The sequence below is a fragment of the Nannocystis bainbridge genome (assembly GCF_028368995.1).
GTDB classification, from domain to species: domain Bacteria; phylum Myxococcota_A; class Polyangia; order Nannocystales; family Nannocystaceae; genus Nannocystis; species Nannocystis bainbridge.
In genome coordinates this window covers 1,403,639-1,430,239 of the sequence record NZ_JAQNDL010000001.1, presented here as the reverse complement: position 1 = coordinate 1,430,239, position 26,601 = coordinate 1,403,639, and the positions used below count along the sequence as shown (strand labels likewise).

General features: G+C 71.1%; 16 protein-coding genes. 7 read left to right on the top strand and 9 right to left on the bottom strand.

Going from position 1 to position 26,601, the window contains the following annotated elements; genetic code table 11:
- Positions 1 to 153: 153 nt before the first annotated feature.
- Positions 154 to 1,344, bottom strand: coding sequence for a protein kinase family protein (locus tag POL25_RS05620; protein ID WP_272084804.1), 1,191 nt, complete (start codon positions 1,342 to 1,344; stop codon positions 154 to 156).
- Between the two features lie 169 nt (positions 1,345 to 1,513).
- Here POL25_RS05620 and POL25_RS05615 point away from each other — a divergent pair, with 169 nt between their 5' ends.
- The 3 genes from POL25_RS05615 (at position 1,514) to POL25_RS05605 (ending at position 6,670) form a co-directional block, all read left to right on the top strand.
- A complete protein-coding gene (locus POL25_RS05615; RefSeq protein WP_272084803.1) occupies positions 1,514 to 4,498 on the top strand; it encodes a peroxisomal multifunctional enzyme type 2 in 2,985 nt (994 codons plus the stop codon).
- Between the two features lie 35 nt (positions 4,499 to 4,533).
- Entirely contained in the window at positions 4,534 to 5,715 is a 1,182-nt protein-coding gene (locus tag POL25_RS05610; protein WP_272084802.1) for a lipid-transfer protein, read from the top strand.
- Positions 5,716 to 5,878: 163 nt separating this feature from the next.
- On the top strand, positions 5,879 to 6,670 hold the full coding sequence (locus tag POL25_RS05605; protein WP_272084801.1) for an acyl-CoA thioesterase: 792 nt from the start codon (positions 5,879 to 5,881) through the stop codon (positions 6,668 to 6,670).
- A 72-nt stretch (positions 6,671 to 6,742) separates the two neighbouring features.
- Here the strand turns inward: POL25_RS05605 and POL25_RS05600 are convergent, their stop codons facing one another.
- Both POL25_RS05600 and POL25_RS05595 read right to left on the bottom strand, forming a co-directional pair.
- Positions 6,743 to 7,474 (bottom strand): alpha/beta hydrolase, encoded by a 732-nt coding sequence (locus tag POL25_RS05600; RefSeq protein ID WP_272084800.1) that lies wholly within the window; start codon positions 7,472 to 7,474, stop codon positions 6,743 to 6,745.
- Between the two features lie 193 nt (positions 7,475 to 7,667).
- Positions 7,668 to 8,645 carry an archaemetzincin gene (locus tag POL25_RS05595; RefSeq protein WP_272084799.1) on the bottom strand — a complete coding sequence of 326 codons (978 nt, stop codon included), beginning with the start codon at positions 8,643 to 8,645 and terminating at the stop codon, positions 7,668 to 7,670.
- A 378-nt stretch (positions 8,646 to 9,023) separates the two neighbouring features.
- On the opposite strand from POL25_RS05595, the gene POL25_RS05590 reads away from it, so the two are divergent.
- Positions 9,024 to 10,868, top strand: a complete 1,845-nt coding sequence (locus tag POL25_RS05590) for a serine/threonine-protein kinase (RefSeq protein WP_272084798.1) — start codon at positions 9,024 to 9,026, stop codon at positions 10,866 to 10,868.
- Between the two features lie 175 nt (positions 10,869 to 11,043).
- Positions 11,044 to 12,993, top strand: coding sequence for a serine/threonine-protein kinase (locus POL25_RS05585; protein WP_272084797.1), 1,950 nt, complete (start codon positions 11,044 to 11,046; stop codon positions 12,991 to 12,993).
- Positions 12,994 to 13,000: 7 nt separating this feature from the next.
- Here POL25_RS05585 and POL25_RS05580 read toward each other — a convergent pair whose 3' ends face one another.
- On the bottom strand, positions 13,001 to 14,785 hold the full coding sequence (locus POL25_RS05580; RefSeq protein ID WP_272084796.1) for an AIPR family protein: 1,785 nt from the start codon (positions 14,783 to 14,785) through the stop codon (positions 13,001 to 13,003).
- Between the two features lie 289 nt (positions 14,786 to 15,074).
- On the opposite strand from POL25_RS05580, the gene POL25_RS05575 reads away from it, so the two are divergent.
- Complete coding sequence (locus POL25_RS05575; protein ID WP_272084795.1) at positions 15,075 to 16,049, top strand: NADPH:quinone oxidoreductase family protein; 975 nt, start codon at positions 15,075 to 15,077, stop codon at positions 16,047 to 16,049.
- 339 nt (positions 16,050 to 16,388) lie between these two features.
- Here POL25_RS05575 and POL25_RS05570 read toward each other — a convergent pair whose 3' ends face one another.
- From POL25_RS05570 to POL25_RS05560, 3 genes are read right to left on the bottom strand one after another with little or no spacing between them, the layout of a single operon-like run.
- The gene (locus POL25_RS05570) at positions 16,389 to 17,510 is read right to left on the bottom strand and encodes a methanobactin export MATE transporter MbnM (RefSeq protein ID WP_272084794.1); all 1,122 of its coding nucleotides are present in this window, start codon (positions 17,508 to 17,510) and stop codon (positions 16,389 to 16,391) included.
- Position 17,511: 1 nt separating this feature from the next.
- Entirely contained in the window at positions 17,512 to 18,012 is a 501-nt protein-coding gene (locus POL25_RS05565; protein WP_272084793.1) for a hypothetical protein, read from the bottom strand.
- 9 nt (positions 18,013 to 18,021) lie between these two features.
- Positions 18,022 to 18,855 carry an MbnP family copper-binding protein gene (locus tag POL25_RS05560; protein WP_272084792.1) on the bottom strand — a complete coding sequence of 278 codons (834 nt, stop codon included), beginning with the start codon at positions 18,853 to 18,855 and terminating at the stop codon, positions 18,022 to 18,024.
- Positions 18,856 to 19,214: 359 nt separating this feature from the next.
- Between POL25_RS05560 and POL25_RS05555 the strand changes: the two genes are divergently transcribed.
- Positions 19,215 to 20,090, top strand: a complete 876-nt coding sequence (locus POL25_RS05555; RefSeq protein ID WP_272084791.1) for a hypothetical protein — start codon at positions 19,215 to 19,217, stop codon at positions 20,088 to 20,090.
- A 272-nt stretch (positions 20,091 to 20,362) separates the two neighbouring features.
- On the opposite strand, the gene POL25_RS05550 is transcribed toward POL25_RS05555, so the two are convergent.
- Positions 20,363 to 24,739 (bottom strand): DEAD/DEAH box helicase, encoded by a 4,377-nt coding sequence (locus POL25_RS05550; protein WP_272084790.1) that lies wholly within the window; start codon positions 24,737 to 24,739, stop codon positions 20,363 to 20,365.
- 129 nt (positions 24,740 to 24,868) lie between these two features.
- Entirely contained in the window at positions 24,869 to 26,362 is a 1,494-nt protein-coding gene (locus POL25_RS05545) for a hypothetical protein (protein ID WP_272084789.1), read from the bottom strand.
- Positions 26,363 to 26,601: the final 239 nt, after the last annotated feature.

Sequence of the window (26,601 nt, the reverse complement as noted above, 5' to 3'; positions counted from 1 at the left end):
TTTAATTCGTAGGAGAGCAGTTCCGCGCGAGGTGTGTACATTCCGGCCGGGCGGCCGCCGGACGCGGGGAGTCGTGGCGGAGTCGGCGGCAAAATGCCCGAATCGCCATGTTCTTTGGAGCATGTTCGAATGAGCATGTCCTCGAGGACACGCTCAGACGAAGAACTCGCGGAACACGTGCGGGCCGTAGACGGCCTCGCGGATCCGCTCGAGCTCGGCGTACATGTCCCAGGCGTCCTGGGCCCGCTGCTGCCGGCTCGGGCGGGCCAGGTAGCGGACGAAGCGCTGCAGCGGGTCGGGCACGTGGGCCGGCAGGTCGAGGCTCAGCGGGTCACCGCCGAGCAGGAACGCCAGCGTGCGGCCGACCGACAGCAGGTCGGCGGCGGGCGTCGGCGGGCCGCGCTGGGCCACCTCGGGGGCGCTGTACTCGTCGTGCACGGCGCGGAAGCCCTGGCCGGTGCGGGCCGGCTCGACGATCGCGTAGCACCAGTCGACCAGCACGACCCGGTGGTCGCGCGGGCGGACGATGATGTGCGCGGGCTCGATGTTGCCGTGCAGCACGCCGCGCTCGTGCGCGTGGCCGAGCACGCTGAGCGTGCGGCGGGCGATCCAGACGATGTGCTCGGGCGGTACGCCTTCGGGCAAGCGGGCGCGCAAAGCGGCACCGTCGAGGCCCTCGACGAGGCCGAGCAGGTTGCCGGCGCGGCCATCGGCGGTGAAGAAGCGATCGTGCAGGCGCGGGAGCAGGTCGCGCTGGCGCGGATCGCCGGCGTGCAGCCGCTGCAGCACCTCGGCCTCGTTGAACAGCAGGTCGTTGTCGGCGGCCGCGAGCGCGACCTTGGCGACGCACGGGTCGCCGTCGTCACCCGCCGCGCGCCAGATCGCGGCGAGGTCCCCGTCGCCGAGGTGGTCGGCGAATTCCCGAATCACACCGGCGACCTCGACCCGCAGACCAGGAGGCGGAGGCGCCGCCGCTCGGTAGGGACCCGGGTCCGCAGAAGCATGCGCCGGGAGGGCCGCGGGGGATCGATCCTGCTGCAGGGTCGCAGGCCCGGACTGCACGGTTGCAGCGGGGCCAGACGGACCCGAGGACAGGCGTTGCAGGGCTTCGGCGTGGAGCTGGTGGAGCTGGCGTTGCAGCTGTCTGGCCAGGTCCTGCGCGTCGGGGTTGCCGCCGTAGCGCTCGGGCGCGGCGACCGTCGACCAGCGTCGCAGCTCGTCGGCGAGGGCCCGCGCGCGCGCCGGGCCTCGCAGCGAGCCGTCGCGCAGCGACATGAACACGAGCTCGGGTCCGCCGCCGCGCGCCAGCAGGTCTCGCAGGCCTCGCAGCTCGTCGATCCGCATCGCCGGCGACTGTATCACGGGCGCCGCGAACGACGCCGGCGGGGGCCCGCAGCCGCGCCCGCGTCGCCGCGTCGGAGCGCGCGCGGATCCACGTGGCAGGCCGGGCGGAGGGCGCAGCGGGCCGGCGGTTGACGCCGCTCGCGCGGCTCGATATGCCGCGTGTGCCATCATGTCCAACGAGCTTCGCTACGACGGAAGAGTCGCCATCATCACCGGGGCCGGCAACGGGCTCGGTCGCGCCCACGCCCTCCTGTTCGCCTCGCGGGGCGCCAAGGTCGTCGTCAACGACCTCGGCGGCAGCACGCGCGGCGACGGCCAGAGCTCGGCCGCCGCCGACAAGGTGGTCGAGGAGATCCGGGCCGCGGGCGGCGAGGCGGTCGCCAACTACGACAGCGTCGAGGACGGCGCCAAGATCGTGCAGACGGCGATCGACGCGTTCGGCCGCATCGACATCGTCGTCAACAACGCCGGCATCCTCCGCGACGTTTCGTTCCACAAGATGACGGACGGCGACTGGGACATCATCCAGCGGGTCCACGTCAACGGCGCGTTCAAGGTGTCGCACGCCGCGTGGCCGAAGATGCGCGACCAGGGCTACGGCCGCATCATCTTCACCGCCAGCGCCGCCGGCATCTACGGCAACTTCGGCCAGGCCAACTACAGCGCCGCCAAGCTGGCGCTGGTCGGCTTCAGCAACACGCTCGCGCTCGAGGGCCGCAAGTACAACGTGCGCGCCAACACGATCGCGCCGATCGCCGGCTCGCGCATGACCGAGACGATCCTGCCGAAGGAGCTCATCGACGCGCTGCGGCCGGAGTACGTCAGCCCGCTGGTCGCCTGGCTGTCGCACGAGTCGTGCGAGGACACCGGGGGCCTGTACGAGGTCGGCGGCGGGTTCTTCAGCAAGCTCCGGTGGGAGCGCACGCAGGGCCACACGGTCCGCCTCGGCCGCGCCATCACGCCCGAGCTCGTCAAGTCGAAGTGGAGCACGATCGTCGACTTCGCCAAGGCCACGCACCCGGCCGACGTCGCCGCCGCGCTCGGCCCGGTGATGGACAACGTCAACGCCGGCGCGAGCAAGGGCGGCAACGACCTCGTCGACGTCGACCAGGCGCTCGGCTACGAGATGCCGAAGGTCACCACCGAGTACGACGAGCGCGACCTCTCGATGTACGCGCTCGGCGTCGGCGCGGCGTCCGATCCGCTCGACGACACCGAGCTGCGCTACGTCTACGAGATGCACGGCAAGGGCTTCTGGCCGCTGCCGACGTTCGCCGTGATCCCGGCCCAGACCGGCATCATGCAGGCGTTCAAGGACGGCCACACCGCGCCCGGGTTCAACTTCGGCCTCGACCGCCTGCTGCACGGCGAGCAGTACACGGAGCTGAGGCGCCCGCTGCCGCCGCACGCCAAGCTGACCCATCGGACATGGGTGAAGGACATCTTCGACAAGGGCAAGAACGCGTTCATCGTGTTCGCCACCGAGAGCTCGGACGAGTCGGGCGAGATCATCGCCTACAACGAGCTCGGCGCGGTGATCCGCGGCGCGGGCGGCTGGGGCGGCGACCGCGGCCCGTCGGGCGACAGCAACACCCCGCCCGACCGCAAGCCCGACGCGGTGGCCGAGGAGCAGATCCGGCCCAACCAGGCGCTGCTCTACCGCCTGTCGGGCGACTGGAACCCGCTGCACGTCGACCCGGCGTTCGCCGGCGCGTTCGGGTTCCCCAAGCCGATCCTCCACGGCCTGTGCACTCTCGGCGTGGCCGCCCGCCACGTGATCAAGCACTTCGCCGCCGGTGACCCGCGCAAGTTCAAGAGCATCAAGGTCCGCTTCAGCGAGAGCGTGTTCCCCGGCGAGACGCTGGTGACCGAGATGTGGAAGGAGTCGGACAACCGCGTGATCCTCCGCTGCAAGCTGAAGGAGCGCGACAAGGTGGTGCTGTCGCAGGCGGCGATCGAGTTCTATTCGGAGATCCCGCAGCCGAAGCCGAAGGCCAAGCCGGTCGCCGCGACGGCGAGCGCGAGCGCCGAGGCGACGCCGATCAGCGCCGATATCTTCGCGGCGATCGATCAGTTCCTGACGAAGAACCCGGACCAGGCCAAGAAGGCCGGGCTGGTGTTCCAGTTCAAGCTGAAGAACCCCGAGAGCACGTGGACGCTCGACCTCAAGGACGGCAAGGTCGCGGCCGGCGAGGCGGCGCCGCCCGAGTGCACCCTCGAGCTGAACGACGCCGACTTCATGGACATGTGCTCGGGCAAGGCCGACGCGCAGAAGCTTTACATGAGCGGGAAGATGAAGATCGCCGGCAACCTGATGGCGTCGACGAAGCTCAACTTCCTGACCAAGCTCGATCCGGCGACGGTGATGGCGGCCGCGCGGGCCCGCGTGGGCGCGGGCGGCGGCGATGTCGTCGGCAACGGCGCGGCCGCAGCGGCCCCTTCGACGCCGACCAGCGCCGACTACATGGCGGCGATCGGCGAGTTCGTGAAGGGCAACGCCGAGCTGCCGGCCAAGGTCGCCACGGTGTTCCAGTTCCGGCTCAAGAACCCCGACTCGAGCTACGTGTTCGACCTCAAGTCGAACCCGGGCAAGGTCCACGCCGGCGAGGTCGAGGGGGCGAACTGCACGCTCGAGCTCAGCGACAGCGACTTCATCCTGATGACGACCGGCAAGGCCGACCCGCAGAAGCTGTTCGGCGAGGGCAAGCTGAAGATCGGCGGCGACTTGATGGCGTCGATGAAGCTCGGCTTCCTCAAGAAGATCGACATGAGCAAGGTGAAGCCCGGCAGCGCGCCGAAGGCGGCCGCTCCCGCAGCGGCAGCGGCGGCTCCGAAGGCCGCGCAGGCGCCGGCGGTGCTCGACCAGGCCGCGGCCAGGCTGGCGGCGCTCAGGTCGGACCCCGAGGTCACGATCGCGCTGCGCGTGAAGAACCCCGACGCGGCGTTCTTCCTGCAAGTCGGGCCGCAGGGCGGCAAGCTGGTCGACAAGGCCGCCGGCCCGGCGACCGCCACGATCACCGTGGCCGACGAGGACCTGGCCGCGCTCGCGCAGGGCAAGGCCAAGCTCGTCACGCTCTACCAGCGCGGCAAGCTGCGCGTCGACGGCGACGTCGCGGCGGCCCACCTGCTCGCGGCGCTCGAGCAGAGCAACTAACGGACGAACGAAAGCCAAGCAGAGGAATCACAGCCATGAGCAACAAAGTCAACGTGATCGGCGTCGGCATGGTGAAGTTCGCCAAGCCCGGCGCGAGCGACGATTACCACGTGATGGCGGCCAACGCGGCCCGCACGGCGCTGCAAGACGCGGGCGTCGATTACAAGGACGTCGAGCAGGCGTTCGCCGGCTACGTCTACGGCGACAGCACCTGCGGCCAGCGAGCGGTCTACGAGCTCGGCCTCACCGGCATCCCGGTCGTCAACGTCAACAACAACTGCTCGACCGGGTCGACGGCGCTGTGGCTCGGCCGCCAGGCGATCCTCGCCGGCGAGGCCGAGTGCGTGCTGGTCGTCGGCTTCGAGCAGATGGAGAAGGGCGCGCTCGGCAGCAAGTTCAACGACCGGCCGGGGCCGCTCGACAACTTCGCCGGGACGATGGACCGCGTGCAGGGCTTCAACCAGGCCCCGCCGGCGGCGCAGATGTTCGGCGGCGCCGGTCGTGAGTACCGCTGGAAGTACGGCACCCGCCGCGAGACGTTCGCCAAGGTGTCGGAGAAGGCGCGCAAGCACGCCAATCGCAATCCGTACGCGCTGTTCGGCGACCTCCTCAGCGTCGAGGAGATCCTGGCCTCGCCCGAGGTGTTCGACCCGCTGACCCGCTATCAGTGCTGCCCGCCGACCTGCGGCGCGGCGGCGGCGGTGCTGTGCTCGGAGGCGTTCGCCAAGAAGAAGGGGATCGCCAACCCGGTCTACATCGCGTCGCAGGCGATGCGCACCGACTACCCCAGCACGTTCGAAGACAACAGCATGATCAAGATGGTCGGCTACGACATGGCCAAGAAGACCGCCGAGGCGGTCTACGAGAAGGCCGGCCTGGGCCCGCAGGACGTCCAGGTGGTCGAGCTGCACGACTGCTTCACCGCCAACGAGATCCTGACCTACGAGGCGCTCGGCCTGTGCCCCGAGGGCGGCGCCGAGAAGTTCGTGTGGGACGGCGACAACACCTACGGCGGCAAGTTCGTCACCAACCCGTCCGGCGGGCTGCTGTCGAAGGGCCACCCGCTCGGCGCGACCGGCCTGGCGCAGTGCACCGAGCTGGTGTGGCAGCTGCGCGGGCAGGCCGACAAGCGCCAGGTCGAGGGCGCGAAGGTGGCGCTGCAGCACAACCTCGGGCTCGGCGGCGCCTGCGTGGTGACGATGTACCGCCGCGACTGAGCTGGCCGTCAGGGCAGGTTCGATAAGACATGGCGCGCGGGACAGGTCCGAAGGGACCTGCCCTTCGCGCCATGTGATTTTCGCGCGCGTCGGTGACTCATGAACGAGGCGACTCACGCGCGAGCGGCGGGCGACCGGGCCGGTGTTTGCTAAGGTCGCGGCGATGTCCGAGATCGACGCTCTCCTCGCGCTCACCTCCACGGGTCCCGGTCGCTTCCAGGCCGAGGTGCCGGACGGCTGGCAGCAGGGTCGCGGGGCCTTCGGCGGGCTGGTGCTGGGCCTGCTGGTGCGGGCGGCGGCGGCGGTGGCGGACGACCCGACGCGGCCGCTGCGGTCGCTGAGCGCGGAGCTGTGCGGGCCGACCCAGGCTGGCCCGGCGGACCTCCTTGTCGAGACCCTGCGCACCGGCACCGGGGTGACGACGCTGGCGGTCCGGCTGGTCCAGGCCGGCGAGGTCCAGGCCCACGCGGTGGCCGTGCACGCGCGCACCCGCGACGCCAGCCTGCAGTGGAACGAGCTGCGGCCGCCGGAGTTCACGCCGGCGCGCGAGCAGCCGCTGGGCACGCCCGACGAGGCGCCGGTGTTCGCCCGCCACTGCGAGTTCCGCCCGGTCCACGCGCCGCTGTTCACCGGCGGCGACGAGGCGCGCGCGGAGGGCTGGTTCCGCTTCAAGCAGCCGCCGCAGCAGCGCGACGCGGCCTACCTGGCGATGCTGTGCGACGGCTGGTGGCCGGCCCTGTTCTCGCGCCTGACGACGCCGCGGCCGACGGCGACGCTGGCTTTCACGTTCCAGCCGCTGGCCGACATCACGCAGCTCGACCCGGACCAGCCGGTGTACCACCGCGCCCGCGCGGTGGCGATGCACGCCGGGTACTCGGTGGAGTTCCGCGAGATCTGGTCGCCGGCGGGCGAGCTGCTGGCGCTCAATCAGCAGACGTTCGCGGTGATCCGCTGAGCTGAGGGATCGCTGGGCGATCGAGCATGTCCGATTGAGCATGTCCGATTGAGCATGTCCGATCGGACATGCTCAACCGAACAGGAACTCGAGGGCCGCGGGGGCGCGGCGGCGCCAGGCGCTCTCGTGATGCACGGCGCCGGGGTCGAACACCCAGCGCATCGCCTCGGGGCCGTAGCCGCGGGCGCGCAGGTGCTTGACCATGCGCTCGGTCGCAGGGCGCACGCGCGGCTCGTTGCCGCCGGCGTCGAGGTAGAGGCGCGACGTGAGCGGGCGCGGGCGGTCGGCCACGAACTTCAGCATCTTCTCGCGCGCGACCCACAGCGAGGGCGACATGCACAGCGCCGCGCCGAACACATCGGGGCGGTGCCAGTGGGCGTAGAGGGCCGCCAGGCCGCCGAGCGACGAGCCGCCCACGGCCGTGCCGGCGAGGTCGTGGCGCACGTGGAAGCTGCTGCGGATTTGCGGCTGCAGCTCGTCGATCATCCAGCGCACCAGGTGCGGCGCCTGGCCGCGCTGGCGCATGCGGAACGGTGAGAGCTCGCGCATGCGGTAGATCCCGCCGTGGTCGATGCCGACGATCAGCGGCGCCGTCCCGCCGCGAGCGCACAGGTCGCGCGCGGCGTGGTGCAGGTACCAGCCGCCGCTGTGCGAGGTCTCGTCGTCGAAGATGTTCTGGCCGTCGAACATGAAGAGCACCGGCGGCGGCCGGCCGGTGTCCGGCGGTACGTACACGCGCACGGGCCGGGCCCCCTTGAGCCAGGGGATCTGGAACACGCCGAAGATGTGGATGCGGTCGTGCAAGCGGACGCGCGGAGGATAGCAGCCTCGCCGCCGACGTGGGCCCGGGCGTGACTTCGCCGACGTCCGACGCGCATGAGCGAAGCTTCATCGTCAGATGCGCCGGACCGGCGTGTCAAACTCGGTCGTGAAGGGAGACACTGTGCGGACATGCGCCAAAGGACATGCCTTTACAGGCATGTCCGAGGGGGCAGGATCACGGCGCGGGCGTGGCGGCGACGATCGCGGCCAGCAGGCGCTCGCTGCGGGCGGCGTCGTCGGGCATGCCGTGGGCGCGGAAGAACTCGCCGAGCTGGCGTTCGCGGATGGCCGGGTCGAAGGCGACCGAATACTGCAGCTTGCGCCGGCACAGCGGACAGAGGTGGAGCGGGGCGGCGTCGCTCTCTTCGAGGTGGTTGCAGCCGTTCATGATGCAGTGGAAATGTATGCAGTGGTGGAGCCCGAACATGTGGCCGACCTCGTGGACGAGCAGGCCGAGCGAGCGGCGCAGGATCGTCGCCTTGACGCCGGCGCCGCGCGGCTCGCCGTAAAAGGCGGGGTCGAAGCGGGCGAAGCTGTAGACGCCGACGCGCTCGTCGAAGCTGGCGTAGCCGAACACGAAGTTCCAGGCGGAGTCGGGGTAGAGGTCGGCGGTGGTGACGGCGATGAGGGCGTAGGCGTCGCTCGGGACGCGCCGCTTCATGCCGGCGAGGATCGTGCGGGTGTGCCACTGATAGAAGCTGCCGCGGTCGCGGCCGCGGGCCTTGAGCGCGGCCATCGTGGTGGGATCGAGGCGCTCGACCGGCAATTGAAAGAAGCGGGCGGCGAAGTCGGCGACGACGGCGAGGGCCGGCCAATCGCCGCCCTCGATGGCGCCGACGGGCAGCACGCTCAGCTTGCGCCGCGCCTCGCTCGGTCGATGGTGACGCTGGCCGACGAATTGCGCGAAGGTCTGGCCTGGCTCGTGGTGCTCGGTCAGCCAATCCTGGCGGCCGGGCCTGGGGATCGGCCGATCGTCGTCGCCGGGCTTGAAGGCGGCCTGCAGGTCGGGCGGGAGGTTGCTCAGGTCGCCGAGCGCCGCGAGCCGGGCCTTCAGCTCGGGCGGGCTGAACTTGCGGGCCCAGGCGGGCGCAGGCGCGAGGACGACGGGCGCGGCGAGCAGGGCCCGCAGGAGCGAGCGACGCGGGACAGGCATGCCGGGTGCTACGCGCGAGCTCGGGGTCGGTGTTCCAGAGGGCGAACAAAGATGCGAGGCGCGAAGGCGGCCACGGGGTGAAGATGTCCGAAGGGACAGGTATGTATCGGCGGTGATGCCGAGGTGGGAGAATGAGATGGCCGAAGGGACAGGTTGTGTGACGAGGTCGTCGAGTGGAGGCGTGGATTAGATGTCCGGAGAGACAGGTCGTGGGGTGGTGAGCGAGCCCGTCGAGGCAGAGGGCCGGAGGGGCAGGTGCGGCGGCACGCGGCGGCGGATTCGCAGCGCTCGCGGCCGCTGTGGCCGGTGCACGCGCGCGGCTGCGGGCGTGGCAGGCGGGCGGCCGGTCGTGCTAGAGTCGCTTGCGATCGCATGCCGGTGACGTCTTCGCATCCCGCCGATCTGCGCCTCGGCGAGGCGCTCGGGAGCGGCGCGGTGGCCACGGTGGTGCGCGTGCACGCGGAGGGCGGGCAGCAGTTCGCCGGCAAGATCCTGCACGCCTCGCACCAGCAGGACGCGGCCGCGCAGTCGCGCTTCGCCCAGGAGGCCGAGCTGCTGCGAGGGGTCCGCGATCCGCACATCGTCGAGGTGTTCGGCGTGGTCGAGATCGAGGGCGAGCGGGTGCTGCTGCTCGAGCTGGTCGAGGGGCCGACGCTGGCCGAGCTGATCGCGCGCGAGGCCCCGCTTGGCGAGGCCCGGCTGGCGGCGCTGGGAGCGGGGATCGCCCGCGGGCTGGCGCGCGCGCACGCGGCCGGGGTGGTCCACCGCGACCTCAAGCCGGCCAACATCCTGGTCGCGGGCGGGCACACGCCGAAGATCGGCGATTTCGGGATGGCCCGCGGGACGTCGCTGGCCGGGGTCGATCGCAGCGCGCTCACCGTGCTCGGCACGCCCGATTACATGGCGCCGGAGTGCCTCGATCCGCTGGCGGTCGACGTGCGCAGCGACCTCTACGCGCTCGGCTGCATCCTCCACGAGATGGCGACCGGCGGCCCGCCGTTCGCCGGAGCGACCGCGTTCGGGGTGATCGAGGCCCACCGGCGGGCGCCGGTACCTGTCCTTCCGGACAGCTTCTCACCGGCGCTGCGATCGCTGGTCCAGAGCCTGCTGGCCAAGGCGCCCGGGGACCGGCCGCAGGCGGCGGCGCAGGTGGCCGCGCTGCTCGAGCAATTGGCGGCCGGCAGCACCGCGGCGCTGGCGGTGTTCACGGGCGAGCGCGGCGGCGACGAGCCGCGCTGCGCCGGCTGCGGGCAGCCGCGGCCGGCGGCGCTGGCGGTGTGCCTGCACTGCGGGCTGCAGGCGGCGCGGGCCGAGGCGGGGCCGTTCACGGTGCTGGTGGCGGGGCCAGGCGAGCCGGGCGATCAGCTCGACGTTGCGCTGCGCGAGGCGCTGCGGCGATGGGTCGCCGGCAACCCGGGCCTGCGGGTCACGCCGGGCTCGCTCGACAAGCGGCTCCCGCGGGTGCCGTTCACGCTGCTGCGCGGGGTGTCGGAGGCGACGGCGCGCAGCGTGGGCGCGGCGCTGGGGCAGCTCGGCGTCGAGGTCGAGGTGGTGCGCGGGGGGCCGCTGAAGTCGCCGGCGATGCGCAAGAAGGCGCGCGCGCTGGTGGGTCGCAGCCTGGCGGTGGCGGTGGCGTCGTCGGTCGGGGTCATGAGCAGCAAGGCGATCTTCGTGATGGCGCCGCTGCTGCTGATCGGCGTGACGGTGGGGGCGATGTGGTCGTCGCTGCGCCAGGTGACCGGCCGCGGCGAGCGTCCGGCCGCCCTGCCGCCGCCGCTGCAGCGGGCGCTGGCGGAGGTCGAGCGGGTCGGGCCGACGATCGACGAAGCGCGGCACCGGCACAGCCTGCGCGCGGTGGTCGGGCGGGCGCTGGCGCTGGCGCCCGCGCTCGGGCCGGCGACCGGCGACCCGGACGCGCCGGTCGAGGAGCTGGCGCAGGCGGTCACGGCCGCGACCGCGGCGGCGGCTCGGCTCGATGCGCTCGACCGCGAGCTCGCGGCCCGAGGGATCCAGGGCGGCGACGAGGCCGTGCGCGCGACCCTCCACGAGCGCGACACCTGGGCCGCGCGCCTGCTGTCGCTGACCGCGGCGCTCGATGGGCTGGCGGCCCGCGTGGCGCGCTCGCAGGCGACCGCCGGGGCCGGCGAGGGCGAGGCGCTGGCCGACCTGCGGGCCCGCGTCGAGGCGCTCGAAGAGGTCCAGCGCGGGGGGCGGGGCACGTGAGGGCGATGGGGTGCCGGGGGCAGGCGCGAAACGACATGTCCTCGTGGGCATGTCTTCGGGGACAGCTTTCAGGGGCGCGCACCGGCTGGACGCGGTTGTCCGTGCCTGTTCGTTCGAGCATGTCTTTCAGAGCATGTCGGATAGGTCATGGTGATGGGAGCATGTCCTTGAAGACATGGCGGAAGGGGCAAGTATGAAGGGGCCGGCGATCCCGACGTTGCCGGCGGAGCTGGGGGCCGAGGTCGTCGGTGCGGCCGAGCGCGTCGGCTCGGAGCTGCGCTGCCCGGTCCGGCTCGGCGACGGGCGCGGCGCGGTGCTGGCCTGGCTGGCGCCCGAGCTGGCGCGCGAGCCGGCGATGCGGCGCCGTTATGTGCGCGACGTGGCCCGCTTGCGCGAGCTCGACGCGCCCGGGGTGGCGCCGGTGCTCGCGGCCGGCCCGGCCGATGCGCGGGCCCCGGGCGCGCCGCCGCCGTGGCGGCTGCGGCTCGACCCACGCGGCGAGACGCTCGAGCAGTGGCTGCGGCGGCGGGCGGCGGCGCCGATCGACGAGGTCGTCGCGCTGGCGATCGCGCTGTGTGAGCTGCTCGCGGGGCTGCACGCGCGTGGGGTGGTGATCCGCGACCTGCACCCGCGCCTGGTGGTGCGCGGCGACGACGGGCTATGGCTGACCGACGTCGGCCTGGCGCGGGTCGACATCCTCTCGACGCGGACCGCCTCGAGCCTGCTGCTCGAGGGCTCGCCGTACGCGGCGCCGGAGCAGCTGGCGCGCACGGCCCTCGACCCGCGCGCCGATCTCTACGCCGTCGGCGTGATCCTCTACCGCGGGCTCACGGGGCTGCTGCCGCGCGGCGAGGGCCCGGCGTTCCTCGGCGAGGCCTCGCCGGCGCCGCCGCGCACGCTGCGGGCCGAGGTGCCCGTCGAGCTCGACGCGCTGGTGATGCGCTGCCTGTCCCTCGAGCCAGGTGCCCGCCCGGCCTCGGCCCGCGAGCTGGCCGCCGCGCTGGCCGGCGAGGGCCCGGCCGGCGCCAGCGCGGCCCGCACGATCTGCCAGCACTGCGGCGCCCGCCTGCGCCTCGGCCAGCGGCTGTGCCTCGCCTGCGGCCGGGTCGGCGTGCAGTTCGAGCACACGCCCGCCGGCTCCTGCGCGGTCGACCTGCGCGCGGCCAAGGAGGACGCGGCGTTCTTCGACCTCCTGGCCGGTGAGTTGCGCACGCTGGCCGAGGGCGAGCTGCCGGCGCTCAACCTGGTGATCGGCGACGCTCGCATGTATTCGAAGGCCGAGCTCGAGCGGCGCCACGCGCTGCCGCTGCGGCTGTTCTCGGACCTGTCCCCGGAGACAGCCAAGCGCCTGCACGCGCGCCTGGCCGCGGCCAAGCTGAAGGTGGCGGTGGTCGATCGCTCGCCGCGGGCGATCCGGCGCACCGGCTGGCAGGCGGTCGGCTGGACCGGCGGGATCACGGCGGCGGTGGTGGCGTTGACGGCGGCCTTCGGGGCGCCGCTGTTCGTGCCGCTGATCTTCGCCGGGCTCGGGGTCGTGATCGCCATGATCGCGCTGTTCGCCGCGGTGGCGACGCAAAAGAAGGAGCGGCCGACGCTGCTGCGGCTGCGCGCCGCACCGGCCGCCCTGCCGGCCTCCGATCCGCTGGTGGCGCGGCTGGCCGGGCTGCTGACGCCGGACACGGCCGCCGAGGTGCGCGAGAGCGTCGGCGAGCTGGCGCTGGCGGTCCAGCGCCTGGTCGACCATCGCGCGGTCGCCCCGGGAGCGCGCGCCGAGCTCGACATGATCGCGGGCTCGCTGACGCCGCTGGTCGAGCTGATCGCGCGGCAAGTCGAGCGCCTGCGCCGCGTCGACGCCGACCTGGCGGGGCTCGACGAGGGGGCGCTGGTCCGCGCCCTGGCCGGCAGCGAGGCCCGCCGCGAGCCGCCCGAGCGCCGCGAGGAATTGCTGGTCGGGCTCGACCGCCTGCGCGCGCTCGAGGACGAGCGAGCGCAGACGTTCCACCGCCTGCTCGAGGCGGAGCACCTGCTGCGCCGGGCGGTCGAGCTGGGCCTCGAAGTCCGCGACGATGCGGCCGAGCACGAGCGCCGCGTCGCCCAGGCGCTGCACGAGCTCGGGGCGGGGTAGTGGAGCCTCATTTTTGACGCTTCGGCAGAGTTGTCCCTCCCGACTTTTTCGCGGCGTTCTTCTTTGAAGTGTTCTTCTTAGCCGTGCCTTTCGATTTAGCCATCAGCGGTGCCTGCATCTTCTGGAACATGAGATATTGCTGACGTGCCTGCTTTCCGAGGTCGTGCAAGACCGACTTCTGCTTAAAGTCGACCTTGAAGTCGTCGAAATCCTGACCTTGCTTTTTCTCATCCGCCCGTTGGCTGAGGACCGTTGCAGCCATGCGTGCTAGTTCGTTCAAGACTCCTTTGGTGCCTGAGTTGTTCAGTGCGCTAGCGGGGTCTTGTAGAATCTGCTCAAGCGAACGAGATGTGCGAAGCATCTGCCCGACTAGAAAGGCCGCAACGAGTCGAGTGAGCTGCCAGCTCTTGGTGTATTCCGGTGGAAATAGATCCTTGCGATCTTGAATGCATTTAGCAACATCGTCGGCCAAAATGAGATGCTCAGCCGTGATCTTGTCGTTGAAGATCTGCGGATACACCTCGGATTCGAATAACAGCAGCCGTTTTACGGCGAGCCATGGCATCTCGTTGTAAAGCGCACACAAGAGCTGCGCTACAGCGTCATTGTGGATGGTCCGCCCCCCTGGTGGCAGTGACTGATCCGGTCTGGTCTCAAACGTGATCTTCGGATGCCTATTCCTGAATTCGGCTTCCAGTCTTAGCTGAACACCGTCTCTTGCGCGCAGATTCCTTGTCGTGACTGGATTCTGTGTGTTGCTACGGATGGCGACCTCTCGCGCAACCTGTTGATCGGGCTTGACCTCTACAAATTTTACAACGACTCTCAGAGCGTCAGTAAGTGAAGCTTGAGCTTCATGGAAAGCGACAGTTGACTGCGCTCCGTTTACAACCGAAAGGTTCGTGATGCCGAGCGTATCGCGTTTCTTGTCATCAATCTCTTCGCATACGACAGTTAATCCGTTGTGGAATGCTACGAAATTCGCATGGTCGCTCTTTTTGTCAATTGCACGGTCGAGAGCTTTCCGGACGGAGTTGCGGCGTAGCTCTCTTCGGACGTTGAGATCGAAAATGGTGCGATCGCTGATCCCTGGCCACTTGACGATGTCAGTAACCTTAACCGCACACACCGCGACACGTCCGTCAGGGATTGCCACGATGAAACGATTCTGTGCGGAGCAATCAATTGTGACTGTTGCCTTGTACGTGGTGGGCCCTTTAAATGCCCGGACGATGGGGGAGAGACGTTCTGCATCGTAGAGGCTGATGAAATCCTCGCCCTGCTGATCGCATAATGTATCAGCGTACTTCTTTGCTTGCGCTGTCATTACTCCAGCGGTCACAAAAATGAGCCGTATGCGCAACGTGCCCGCCGCCATTCGATCTTGTACTTTGAACCTGCGCAGCAAGGCATCAAGTTCCGGTTCGAGGTTCTCGCTAAGCAGTCGCGTAAGGGACTTTATTGAATTGAAATATTGGGCCGTCCCCGCAAAATGCTTCAGTTCGTTGACCCCCACATGCTTTGGGCTTTCAGGGTACTTTGATTGCAAGAGGACGAGGGTTGAAGTCTCCTCTCCAGGCTCAAAAATGACTGCATCGATGCCTTGATCGTTGTCTCCATCACAAATATATTCATATGCTTCAAGATCATCGATTCCCATGACATTGCGAATGAACCAAAGCAAGAGAATCGCACGTTCCTTTTTTAGCCCTTCCGAGGCGGATGGCCTCGCCACGGTCACGACGTCATTGTAGGCCTGAGTTTGGGCTGTAGAGAGAGGGCTGGCTGCCATGACATACGATAGCCCGATGTTAGCCATTTGTCATGCTGTTCATGTGTTCATGTGTGATATTTGCGCCAGTCTTATGCGAGATGACATGTCGAAGCAAGAATGTCCTTAAAGACATGTTCAAGCGAATATGGGTTAGGTGAAGCCGATGCGAAGTCACCGCGCGGGACTCTAGCGGCAACGGGCGCACCGAGTCTGTCCTTGTGGACAGACGAATGTCCGCAGCGAGCTCCCTGCGGCTGGCGGCGGCTCGCTCGACGGGCGAGGGGGTGCTTGCTAGAGTCCCGCTCGCATGCGCGCCGTCCGTGTTCACGAGCTGGTCGGGCCCTCGGGCCTCCGCGTCGACGAATTGCCGGAGCCGGTGCCGGGCCCGGGCGAGGTGCTGCTCGACGTGCGAGCGGCCGGCGTCAACTTCCCCGACGTGCTGCTGTCGCACGGCAAGTATCAGTTCAAGCCGGCGCTGCCGTTCGTGCCGGGCGGGGAGGCGGCGGGCGAGGTGGCGGCGGTCGGCGACGGGGTCACGGCGGTGGCGGTCGGCGATCGCGTGGCGACCACGCTGGTCCACGGCGCGTTCGCGGAGCGGGTCGTGGTGCCGGCGACGGCGGTGGTGAAGCTGCCGGACGGGGTCGGGTTCGAGGTCGCGGCGGCGACGTTGCTGACCTACGGGACGACGTGGCACGCGCTGGTCGACCGCGCCGAGCTCAAGCCGGGCGAGACGCTGCTGGTGCTCGGAGCGGCCGGCGGCGTCGGCATCGCGGCGGTCGAGATCGGCAAGCTGCTCGGGGCGCGGGTGATCGCGGCGGCGTCGACCCGCGAGAAGCTGACGTTCTGCCGCGAGCGCGGGGCCGACGAGGGCGTCGAGTACACGCACGAGGATCTCAAAGAGCGCTGCAAGCAGCTGACCGGCGGTGAGGGCGTCGACGTGGTCTACGACGCCGTCGGCGGCCCGTTCGCCGAGCCGGCCCTGCGCTCGATCGCCTGGAAGGGCCGCTATCTGGTGGTCGGCTTCGCCGCCGGCGAGATCCCCAAGATCCCGCTCAACCTCGTCCTGCTCAAGGGCTGCCAGATCGTCGGCGTGTTCTGGGGCGCGTTCGCGGCCCGCGAGTCGGCGCGCAACCGCCTCAACGCCGAGCGCATCCTCGCGGCCGTGGCCGAGGGCAAGCTGCGGCCGCACCTCGACGCGACGCTGCCGTTCGAGCAGGCCGGCGAGGCGCTGACGCGGATGGAGCGGCGCGAGGTGCTGGGCAAGCTGGTGCTGGTGCCGTAGGCGCGGGCGGCGGCTCGTCGAAGACTCGAGTGTGGCCGCCTCTCGCCGAGTCGAGAGCGAAGGACGCGCCACCGCGGACCGTTGGCAGCGAGCGCGCGGAGGGCAGCGTGGCGATCCTGAGCGAGTTCACGGATTTTAGGAGGCGCAATGGCGGGAGCGCGTGTCTACAATGGGTGCGAGCTCTCGACCCTCGGTCTCGCCGGTCGGATGCGATGCGCGTCCGGAGCCGCGCGGGGGCGAGGCTATGCGCGACCTGGCGGATGCCTGCGTTACATCATCGCCGTCGAGGGCGTGTACCCGTCGCGCGAATGAGCCGGTGGCCGCCGTGGCCGGCTGCGGTCACGGCGGGCCGAATTTCGGGTCGGTCAGGAACGCGTCGTCGGTGAGGCTCTCGAGGAACGCGACCAGGTCGGCGCGGTCCTGCGGGGACAGCTCGACCTCGCGGACCAGCGGGCTCTTGTTGGGGTTCTTGCGGCCGTCGCCGGCGAGCGGACCCTCGGCGGTGACGCGGCCGCCGGCGGCGTAGTGGTCGACGACCTCGGCCAGGGTGGCGATGCTGCCGTCGTGCATGTACGGCGCGGTCACTGCGATGTTGCGCAGGGTCGGCACGCGGAACTTGCCCTGGTCGCGCGGGTCGCCGGTGAACTCGTAGAGGCCGCCGTTGCCGGCCGGGTAGGCGCCGGCGCCGTCGAGGTCGTAGAGGCCGTTGTTCTGGAAGTCGGGCGGGCCGGGCTCGGTGGCGGCGCTGCGGAACGACGTCGAGAAGTTGGGCCCGGCGTGGCAATGATAGCACTCGCCGGTCTCGGAGAAGAACAGGGCCATGCCGCGCTGCGCCGACTCGGACATCGCCGCGGCGTCGCCGTCGTAGATGAAGCGGTCGTAGGCGCTGTCGCCCGAGATGAGCGTGCGCTGGAACGACGCCAGGGCCCCGACGATGCGCTCGACGGTGAACGGGTCGGCGTCGTCGGGGTAGGCGGCGGCGAACAGCTCTTGATATTCGGGGTCGTCGGCGAAGCGGCGGACGATCGCGTCGGTGTCCTGCTGGACCCCGAGCTCGAGCGGGAAGTCAGCGAACATCGGCACCAGCGCCTGCTCCTCGAGGGTCGACAGCTTGGGGTTGGCCCAGGTGTAGACCGACTGGAAGGCGACGTTGGTGAGGCTCATGGCGTTGCGCGGGAGCACGTGGCCGGTCGAGCCGATGGTGGTGGCCTTGCCGTCGGTGAAGGCCCGCGCCTGCTCGTGGCAGGTGGCGCACGACATGGTCTCGTTGTGCGACAGCCGCTCGTCGTAGAAGACGTGGCGCCCGAGCTCGACCTTGGCGGCGGACATCGGGTCGTCCGCGGGCACGAACGGCTCGGGGAAGCCCGGCGGCAACTGCCACTCCCACGGCGCCTCGGCCGGGGCCTGGTCTTCGGGACATGCCCCGAGGAACAGGGCGCAAAGGACAGCCGCGCGCCGCACGTCAGGCCTCCGGGAGCCGCACGCCGAAGCTGCCGGCGTGGCAGACGTTGCACGCGCCCGAGCTGGTGGGGAACGGCATGAAGCTCTTGCGCGCACCGTCGCCACTGTACACCGTGGGGAACAGAGACGAGGCGGGCAGCGGCAGCGGCTCGGTGGTGTAGAAGTTGCCGAGGCTGTCGACCTCGACCGCGGCGACGAGGTCGCCCAGGCCGTCAGGGGCGCTGCGCAGCTCGACGAGGCCGTCCGCGTACGGGGCGCCCGAAGCGTCGTGGAGGGTGCCGGCGGCGGTGAACTTGCCGGGCGCGGGGCCGTTCTCCTGGTGACAGCGCATGCAGTTGTCGCCGGTGGCGTGGCTGATGGCGTCGCCGTGGGCGCTGACGAGCTCGACGTCGAGCGCGGGATCGCGGACGAAATCGTCGTCGCCCATGAACGGGGCGGGATCGCCGGGATCGTCGCAGGCGAGCGGGGCGGCGAGGAGGAGGATGAGCAGCGCGCGGTGCATGGCGAGACCTCAGTCGACGACGGAGAAGACGGTCTGGGCGACGCCGGCCTCGTCGCTCTCGTAGCGCAGGCCGAGCGGGGCGAGCATCGCCGGGCACTCGGGGTCGCCGGGGAAGGCCATGCAGCCGGGCAGCTTGTCGGAGGTGCCGTCGGGGACCTTCTCGACGTCGACGCCGGCGAGGATCGCCGCGCCGTCGATCTTGATGGTGTTGCTGTCAGGGTCGAAGCCGTCGAGGCGCACGGTGGCGAGGTTGGCATGGGCGCAGGTGAAGCCCTCGGCGACGCTGCCGGCGCAGGAGGTGGCGCCGAGGTGGTAGAAGAATTCGGGCTGGGTGCTCGGGCGCACGTCGAGGCGCACGTACTTGTAGCCGCCGGCCCAGCTCCACCACAGGCCCTGAGCGTTGAGCGGCGCGGGGGCGGTGGCGCCGTCGAGGTGGTTCTGTTCGTCGGGCACGCCGACGATGAACTCGACGCCGGTGTAATCGTCGTGGTCGGGGGCGGTGCCGCGGACCTCGGCGTTTTTGCCCGGGCTGCCGGTCATGCAGGCGCCGCTGCCGTCCTCGAAGTCGAGCAGCACCAGGCCGTCGTGCTGCCAGGTGTCGTCGTCGGTGACGACCAGCGGGACCCGCTCGCCGCCGGCGCGCACGAGCGCGACGTCGTGGACGTAGACGCGGAAATCGAGCGGGGTGACGGTGGCGCCCGAGGTGCCGATCCCGGCGAAATCGCGGCCGCAGGCGAACGGCTCGCTGCCGAGCCGCGCGTCGAAGCGGAGGGTGACTTCGCGGTCGCCCGCGGCGCAGGCCGAGGCGAGGAGGAGGAGGACGGGCAGGGCGCGGGCTCTCACTCGAACACGAATAGCGGAGGTCGCGCCGCCCGGGGATGCGACGCGAGGTCGCAGCGCGCAGGCCGTGCGACCGGGTGTCGCAGGACACTTTTGCCGAGGGCGGTCAGGCAAAACATGTCTCTTGAGACATGTGGCCTGCGGACTGCGCGGTCGTCGGCGGTGCGAGGGCGCGAACTCGCGCTCGGGTGAGGTCGACCGTGGGGCAATGCGACATCGCAGTCATAGGGGCCGACGACGAGGCTTCGATGATATGTCCGAAGAGACAGATCGATGGCGACGGAGGCCATACTTCGCCGGCGTGCGGGCCGTTCGGCGCGATCGGCCTTGAACGGGGTCGCGTCCGCTTTCAGACTGGGTGCATGCATTTTAGCCTTAAGCATTTCACGGCATTGACGGCGATATGGGCGCTGTCCGGCTGCCCGAGCGACAAGGGTGAGACGAGCGAGTCGGGCGAGACGGAGACGGGCGAGCCGGCGACGGCAGGCGAGACGGAGACGGGCGAGCCGGCGACGGCAGGCGAGACGGAGACGGGCGAGCCGGCGACGGCAGGCGAGACGGAGGAGCCGGCGACGGCGGGCGAGTCGGAGACCGGAGATCCGTCGCCAGCGGAGTGCGAGCAGCCCGATCCGGCCGCGAACGCGGCGTTCGAGCTGGTGTTCAAGGACTGGGAGGCCGGCAATTTCGCCGAGTTCGACGTGCAGTGTGTGGTCGATGGCGTGACCGTGGCCGACGCGGCGGTGACGACGGCGATAACCTGCGAGGTCGAGGGGGCGCCCGAGCCGGCGTCGCTGCGCTTCGCGGTGGCGCCCGAGGGCGCGGTCGCCTGGGACGCGGGAGCGGCGGTGCGGCTGCTGGTCGACAAGAACTTCGATTTCGCCAGCCGCCGCATCGTGCAGCTGCGCGCGGCCGCGGACGACGCGATCCTGGTGGTGGCGGTGTCCGGCGGGATCGACAACAACTCGGGCTACCCGGAGGCGTTCTTGCCGCTGGTCTACGATTTTTCGTCCGTGTGCCCGGTGTCGGACGACACCGGGGGCGACGGGACGCCGGCGCAGATCGACCTCAGCGACCCGGGCAAGGCGGAGCTGCACCTGATCTCGCAGCACCGCGGGAGCCTGGCGATCGACGCGGAGCACGCGTACGCGGTCGACGCCGGCGAGGTGGTGATCGGCGAGTCCAATCATTACCCGGTGTCGCAAGAGGTGCTGCTGCGTCGGGTCCGCCTCGGCGAGTGAAGCCGGACGTGGCGATCGCTGGAGAGGCAGCGAGCGTTGCGAGCGCTCGCTGCCGCGGGCGAGCGCCAGATCGCGCTGGACCCGGACGGTCTCCTTCAAGAGACGCCCGAACGAGCGGGTGAGTCGCGCGCGCGAGTCGCCGCAGCGACCGCGAGCTCCGAGGCTGGAGCATCCGAGATAGGATGGCCTTCAGGACATGTTTGAACGATCATGCTCTTTCAGACATGCCTGTTCGGACATGCTCGTTCGGGCATGCCCGTGCGGGCAGGTGCCTAGACCGCGAAGCCCGCGAGGCTGGCGCCGGCGAGCGGGCGGGTGACGGCGATCGGGGCGCCGTCGCGGTAGCGCAGCAGCTGGCCGCGCACGGCGGGCACGCGCGGGCCGGGGGTGATGATGCCGACCAGGTTGAGCGGGTCGACGGCGGCGACCTCGAGCTCCTCGGCGTCGGCCGGGACGCGGCGCAGGCCGGCCAGGGCCTCGACCGCCTCGGGCAGGGCGAACTGCTCGCCCTGCTGGCCGGCGACGAAGCGGCCGCCGCGGATCTCCCCGCGCGCCTCGAGCCGGCGGTAGACGTCGAGCAGCGCGCGCCACGGCGGGGCCCCGGTCTCGCGGGTCAGCAGCGGGCGGGCGACCACGCCGTAGCGGCGCAGGTAGAGGCGGGCCAGCTCGACCGGGCTGCCGTCGCCGAATGGATCTGGCCGTTCGCACAGGTCGCGGGCGAGCAGCGACCAGCGGCCGCGCAGCAGCCGGCGCGGGCCCTTGCGCGGGTCGACGGTCTCGCACAGGGCGCGCAGGCCGGCGAAGCCGTCGCTGGTGATCGCGCCGGCGCGGGCGAGCTCCCACAGCGCCTCCTCGAGGTCGTCGTGGCCGGCCCCGGTGGCGGCGCGCAGGTCGGCGGCGAAGGCGGCGCCGCGCTCGAGCGCGCGGGCGACGTCGCGGGCGAGCTGCGACAGGTGCGGCCATTCGTGGGGCGGGGTGGCGCTCGGGGCGACCAGGGTCGGGGCGTGGGCGCGCAGGAACAGGGCGACCTTGCCGGCGCCGCGCGGCAGCTCGCCGGGCTCCAAGCCCTCGGCCGGCAGCGGCGTGAGGCGGCCCCAGGCGACCTCGCCGGCGAGGCAAAGCTCGTCGAGCCAGGCCGGGTCGTAGTCGCGGACGCGCCGCGGCAGGACGTCGCGCTCCCACGATTGCGCCGGCAGCTCCATGCCCTCCAATTGTTCGATGACGCGGAGCAGGCCCTCCGGTCCGTGCAATTGCGTGCCGGGCTGGACGTGCTGCCAGCGGGCCAGGAAGCGCACCAATTCGGCCGGCGCGACCGCCCGCACCTCTTCGCGCAGGCGCCCGAGCGTGAGCCGGTGGATCCGCTGCAGGAGGCGGCGCTCGCACCATTCGGGCTCGGGGGCGGCCGGCGTGGAGAACTGGCCCTGGAGGACGATGCCGTCGAGCTCGAGCCGGGCCAGCGCGCCCTCGGTGTCGGCGCGGGTCAGGCCGAGGGCGGAGGCGAGGGCGGCGGCGGTCATCGGCGCGGCGGTCTGCACGAACGCGCGGACCAGCCGCAGCGCCGCCTCCTCGGGGTCGATCGGGCCCGACAGCGCCGGCGGCAGGGCGATCGCCGGCTCGGTGGTGGCGGCCGGCCACAGCGCGAGCGCCAGCGGGATGACCTCGGCGGCTATGTACAATGGCCCAGAGGACATGTCCCCGGGGACATCCGATGCGGGGCGGCGGAGCAGGGCGGCCCGGCCGGCGCGGACCAGGGCGGCGAACGAGTCGGCCCATTCGCGGCGCGGCGCCAGCAGCCGCGGGGCGCACAGCAGGTCGTGCAGCTCGTCGGCGTCGCGCGGGCCGGCCGGGCCCTCGATGGCGACGGCGGCGATCACCGACTCGATGGCGCGCGGGTCGAGGCCGAGCAGGTCGCCGCCGCGCAGCGCGAGCTCGCCGGGGCGGGCCGTCTTGACCTGACGCGCCCAGCGCTCCTCGAGCGGGGCGTCGTCGAGGAAGGCGAACGGGTTGGCGGCCAGGATGCCGTGCGAGAACGGCGAGGGGGCGACGGTGTCGCGCGCGAGGGCCCGGATCTCGCCGCCGTGCAGCCGCCGCAGCACGGCCTTGAGGCCGTCGGCGTCCATGGCCTCGTGCAGGCAGTCGCGGGTGGTCTCGTGGACCAGCGGGTGGTCGGGCGGCTCGATGGTCTCGCCGCCGTGGTTGTCCTGGCAGCCGGCCTGGGCCGGGAACACGGCCGCCAGCAGGTCGGCGGCCTTCATGCGCAGGATCGGCGGCGGGGTCCGGCGGCTGCCCTGGTGGCGCAGCACGGCGAGCGAGCGGGTCGCGTTCCACCGCCAGCGGGTCTCCCACATCGGCGACTGCAAGGCCGCCTGCGTCAGCGCCTCGTCGACCGCCTCCTCGTGGAGGAAGTGGAAGATCGCCTCGAGCGGGAACGAGTGCTGCGGGCCGAGCGACAGCAGCACCGCGTCGTCGGTGGCGGCCGCCTGCAGCTCGAAGTCGAAGGTGCGGCAGAACTTCTTGCGCAGGCCCATGCCGAAGGCGCGGTTGATGCGGGCGCCGAACGGGGCGTGGATGATGAGCTGCATGCCGCCCGCCTCGTCGAAGAAGCGCTCGGCGACCAGGCACTCCTGGGTCGGTACGGCCCCCAGCGCGCGCGCGCCCTCGGCGACGTAGGCGATCGCCTGGTCGATGGCCGGCTGCGACAGGCCGCAGTCGCCGGCCAGCAGGCCGCGGGCGCGCTCGTCGGCTTGCCCTTCGAGCATGTCCCAAAGTTCATGTCGCAAGGTCGCGACCTCGGCCGACAGCGCCTCGCTGCGGGCCAGGCCCTCGCCGTTCCAGAACGGGATCGCGGGCGACTGGCCGCGGGCGTCCTCGACGCGGACGCGCCCGGCCTCGACGCGGCGGATCTTCCACGCGTGCGAGCCGAGGCGAAACACGTCGCCGACCATGCTGTCGATCGCGAAGTCCTCGTCGACGGTGCCGACCACGGCCTCGCTGGCGTCCTCGACGACGGTGTAGTCGGCCTTGTCGGGGATAGCCCCGCCGGAGGTGAGGGCGGCCAGCTGGGCGCCGCGGCGGCCGCGGGCGCGGCCGTGGATGCGGTCGAGGTGGAGCAGGGCGCCGGCGCGGCCGCGGCGGGTGGCGATGCCGTCGCCGAGCATGGCGACGACCTGGTCGAAGTCGCGGCGCGTCAAAGTGGCATAGGGGGCGGCGCGGCGGGCCAGGGCCCACAGCGCCTCGACCTCCCACTCCTCGGCGCTGCAGGTGGCGACCAGCTGCTGGGCGAGGATGTCGAGCGGGGCCTCGCGCTGGACCGGGCGGTCGATGCGGCCCTCCTTCATCGCCCGCACCGCGGCGGCGCACTCGATCAGGTCGTCGCGGGTGGTGGCGAAGATCCGGCCCTTGGGCGTGCCGCCGACCGAGTGGCAGGCCCGGCCGATGCGCTGGCGCAGGACGCTGATCGAGCGCGGCGAGCCGACCTGGACCACGAGCTCGACGTCGCCGATGTCGATGCCGAGCTCGAGCGAGGCGGTGGCGACCACGGCCTTGAGCGCGCCGGTCTGCAGCTTGAGCTCGACCATCTGCCGGGTCCGCTTGGCCAGCGCGCCGTGGTGGGCCGCGACCACGCCCTCGCCGAGCCGCTGCTCGAGGTCGTGGGCGATGCGCTCGGCCAGGCGCCGGCTGGGGACGAAGATCAGGGTGGTGCGGTGCTCGCCGAGGTAGGCCTCGAGGCGGGCGTAGAGGTCGTCCCACGCGGTCCGCGAGGCCACCGCCGACAGCGTCTCCTGCGGCACCTCGACCGCGACGTCGAGCGGCTGGCGCCGGCCGGCGTCGACCAGGTGGCACGGGCGCGCGCGCGGGCTGTCCGCGAGGACATGGGCTTCAGGGCATGTCTGATCGGGCATGGCCTCGAGGACATGTCCGACGAGGAAGCGGGCGGCCTCGGCCGGCGGCTCGACGGTGGCCGATAGACCGATGCGCTGGAGCTTGCGGCCGCACAGGGCGTCGAGGCGCTCGAGCGAGAGGGCCAGGTGGGCGCCGCGCTTGTTGCCGACGAGGGCGTGGATCTCGTCGACGATGACCTGCTGGCAGCCGGCGAGCGCGGCCCGGCCACGCTCGGAGGTGAGCAGCAGGTAGAGCGACTCGGGGGTGGTGATGAGCAGGTGCGGCGGCTGCTTCAAGATCCGCGCGCGCTCGGTCGCGGTCGAGTCGCCGGTGCGCAGGGCGGTGCGGATCTTCGGCAGCGGGGTGCCGAGCGCAGCGGCGGCGGCCTCGATGCCGCGCAGCGGCTGTTGCAGGTTGCGCTCGACGTCGGCGCCGAGGGCCTTGAGCGGGGAGATGTAGAGGATGGTGACGCCGTCCGGCAGCGCGCCGACGAGGCCGCGGCGGACCAGGGCGTCGACGCCGGCGAGGAAGGCGGCGAGGGTCTTGCCCGAGCCGGTCGGGGCCATGACCAGGGTGTCCTCGCCGCGGCCAATCGCGGCCCAGCCGCGCCGCTGAGCCTCGGTCGGGCCGGCGAACCGCTCGCCGAACCACCGCGCCACCGGGGCCGAGAAGGCTGTCCCCAAGGGCATGTCCGAAGAGGCAGGCGGCATCAGGCCGGCGACGACTTCGGCGAGGTCGAGCCCGAGGGGCGCGGAATCGTCCGACATGGGCGCAGCTTAGCCCGGGGCTGATTGGATGTACAGTGCGCCAGGACCCGCCGAGCGGCGCTTTGCAGTCGCGACGCGGCGCTCGCCCGCGGTCCGCGGAGCGAGCGCCGAGCGGGCGAAATCCGAGGGTTACTCGATCACGACCTGGAGCTCGTAGTTCGGCGTGGTGTAGCCGAAGTCCGAGTAGGTGACCTTCACGAAGTAGTCACCGGCGGCGGGGATCGCCTCGCTGGTGAAATCCTCGTGGTAGTCGTCGTCGCTCGAGGGGCCGCCGAGCGAGGTGGTGCAGTCGCCCTCGAACACCTCGACGACGGTGTCGGTGGTGTCGTCGCCGGCCTGGGTCAGCACGTGGATGACCTTGCCGATGTCGGCGTCGGTGGCGGTGAACTTGAACCAGTCGACGTCCTGCTGGTCGGGCAGGGTGGCGAAGGTCAGCGAGGGCAGCGTGAGCTCGTTGGCCTGCGCGCACTCGTTGTTCGGCTCGGTCTCCGGCGGGGGCGGGTCGGCGACGGTGACGTTGATCGTGAAGTCGTAGCCCGAGTAGCCGCTGTTGTCCCAGTAGACCAGGTAGAACGGGTCCTCCGAGTTGGTGTAGACCGAGATCTCGGAGTCGAACTTGATCAGGTCGGCGAAGCTGCCGCTGGCCGGCAAGGCGATCGCCCGCGCGGAGGCTTCGGCGTCGGCGGAGGCGATCGAGAAGGTGATCTTCTTCGGCTCGGCCGGCGGGGTGAACGAGTAGAGCTGGGTCTCGAGCGGCTCGGCGATCGAGCCGACCTCTTCGTTGCCCTCGGTCAGCGGGACCGGAGCGCGGGCCGCGATCTCGAGCGCGGCCGGGGCCGTCGACGAGATTTCGGAGCCCTCCGGGCCGCTCAGCACGCCGACGTCGTAGGTGCCGGCGGCCACCGGCACGTCGACGAACAGCAGGTAGTTGAGGCTGTAGAGGTTGACCGAGTTGATGTCGCCGTAGATGCCCGGGTCGCTGCCGCCGATGAGGATGTTCGGGTAGGCGATCGGCTCGAACAGACCGTCGCCGGTCTGGGTGGTGTCGAACGGGGTCGAGATGTCGTGCTGGAAGGCGTCGCCGACGATGATCGAGCCGGACGCGAGGGTGCCGGTGATCGGCTCCAGCAGCGTCAGCGGGGCCTCGACCTTGAAGGCGCCGGCGTACACCACGTCGCTGCCGCCCTCGCTGACCGTCACGTCGCGCGCGCCGATGCTGGCGCCGGCGTCGACGGTGATGTTGGCCAGGATGCCGGTCGGGCTGGCCACGGTCACGCTGTTGACGGTCACGTTCTCGCCGAAGTCGACGGCGACCGCGTCGGTCCACTGGGTGCCGAAGCCGCTGATCGCCACGTCGAGGGTGCGCTCGAGATAGACCTTGCCGGGGACGATGCCGCTGATGCTCGGGTCGCTGCCGGGGCCGGGCTCGCCGGGCGGGCCAGGCTCGCCGGGCTCGCCGGGCTCACCGGGCTCGCCGGGCTCGCCGGGCTCTCCGGGGGGGCCGGGCGGGCCCGCGGTGGTGGTCGGCAGGGCGTCGGTGTCGGACTCGGAGCCGGTGCCGTCGGTCTCCGTGTCGGAGTCGCTGGCGCTGCTCGCGGTCGAGTCGCCACATCCCACTGCCATCACCGGCATCACGGCCATCGCCGCGACCAACAAATCAAGGTGTCTATCTCTATTGCGCGAAGTCATCATGTGAACGGGATGGTAACGAAATCTCCACGCGCAGGTGACGCATTCCGCGGGAGGTCCGATCGGCTCTGGGGCCAGCCCCACGGCCGCGCGGAGCCGCCCGGCGGTCACGTGACCGTGGCGCGCGGGCGCGCGGGGACTGATGATAAATGTCCTTCGGGACAGGTCCGGAG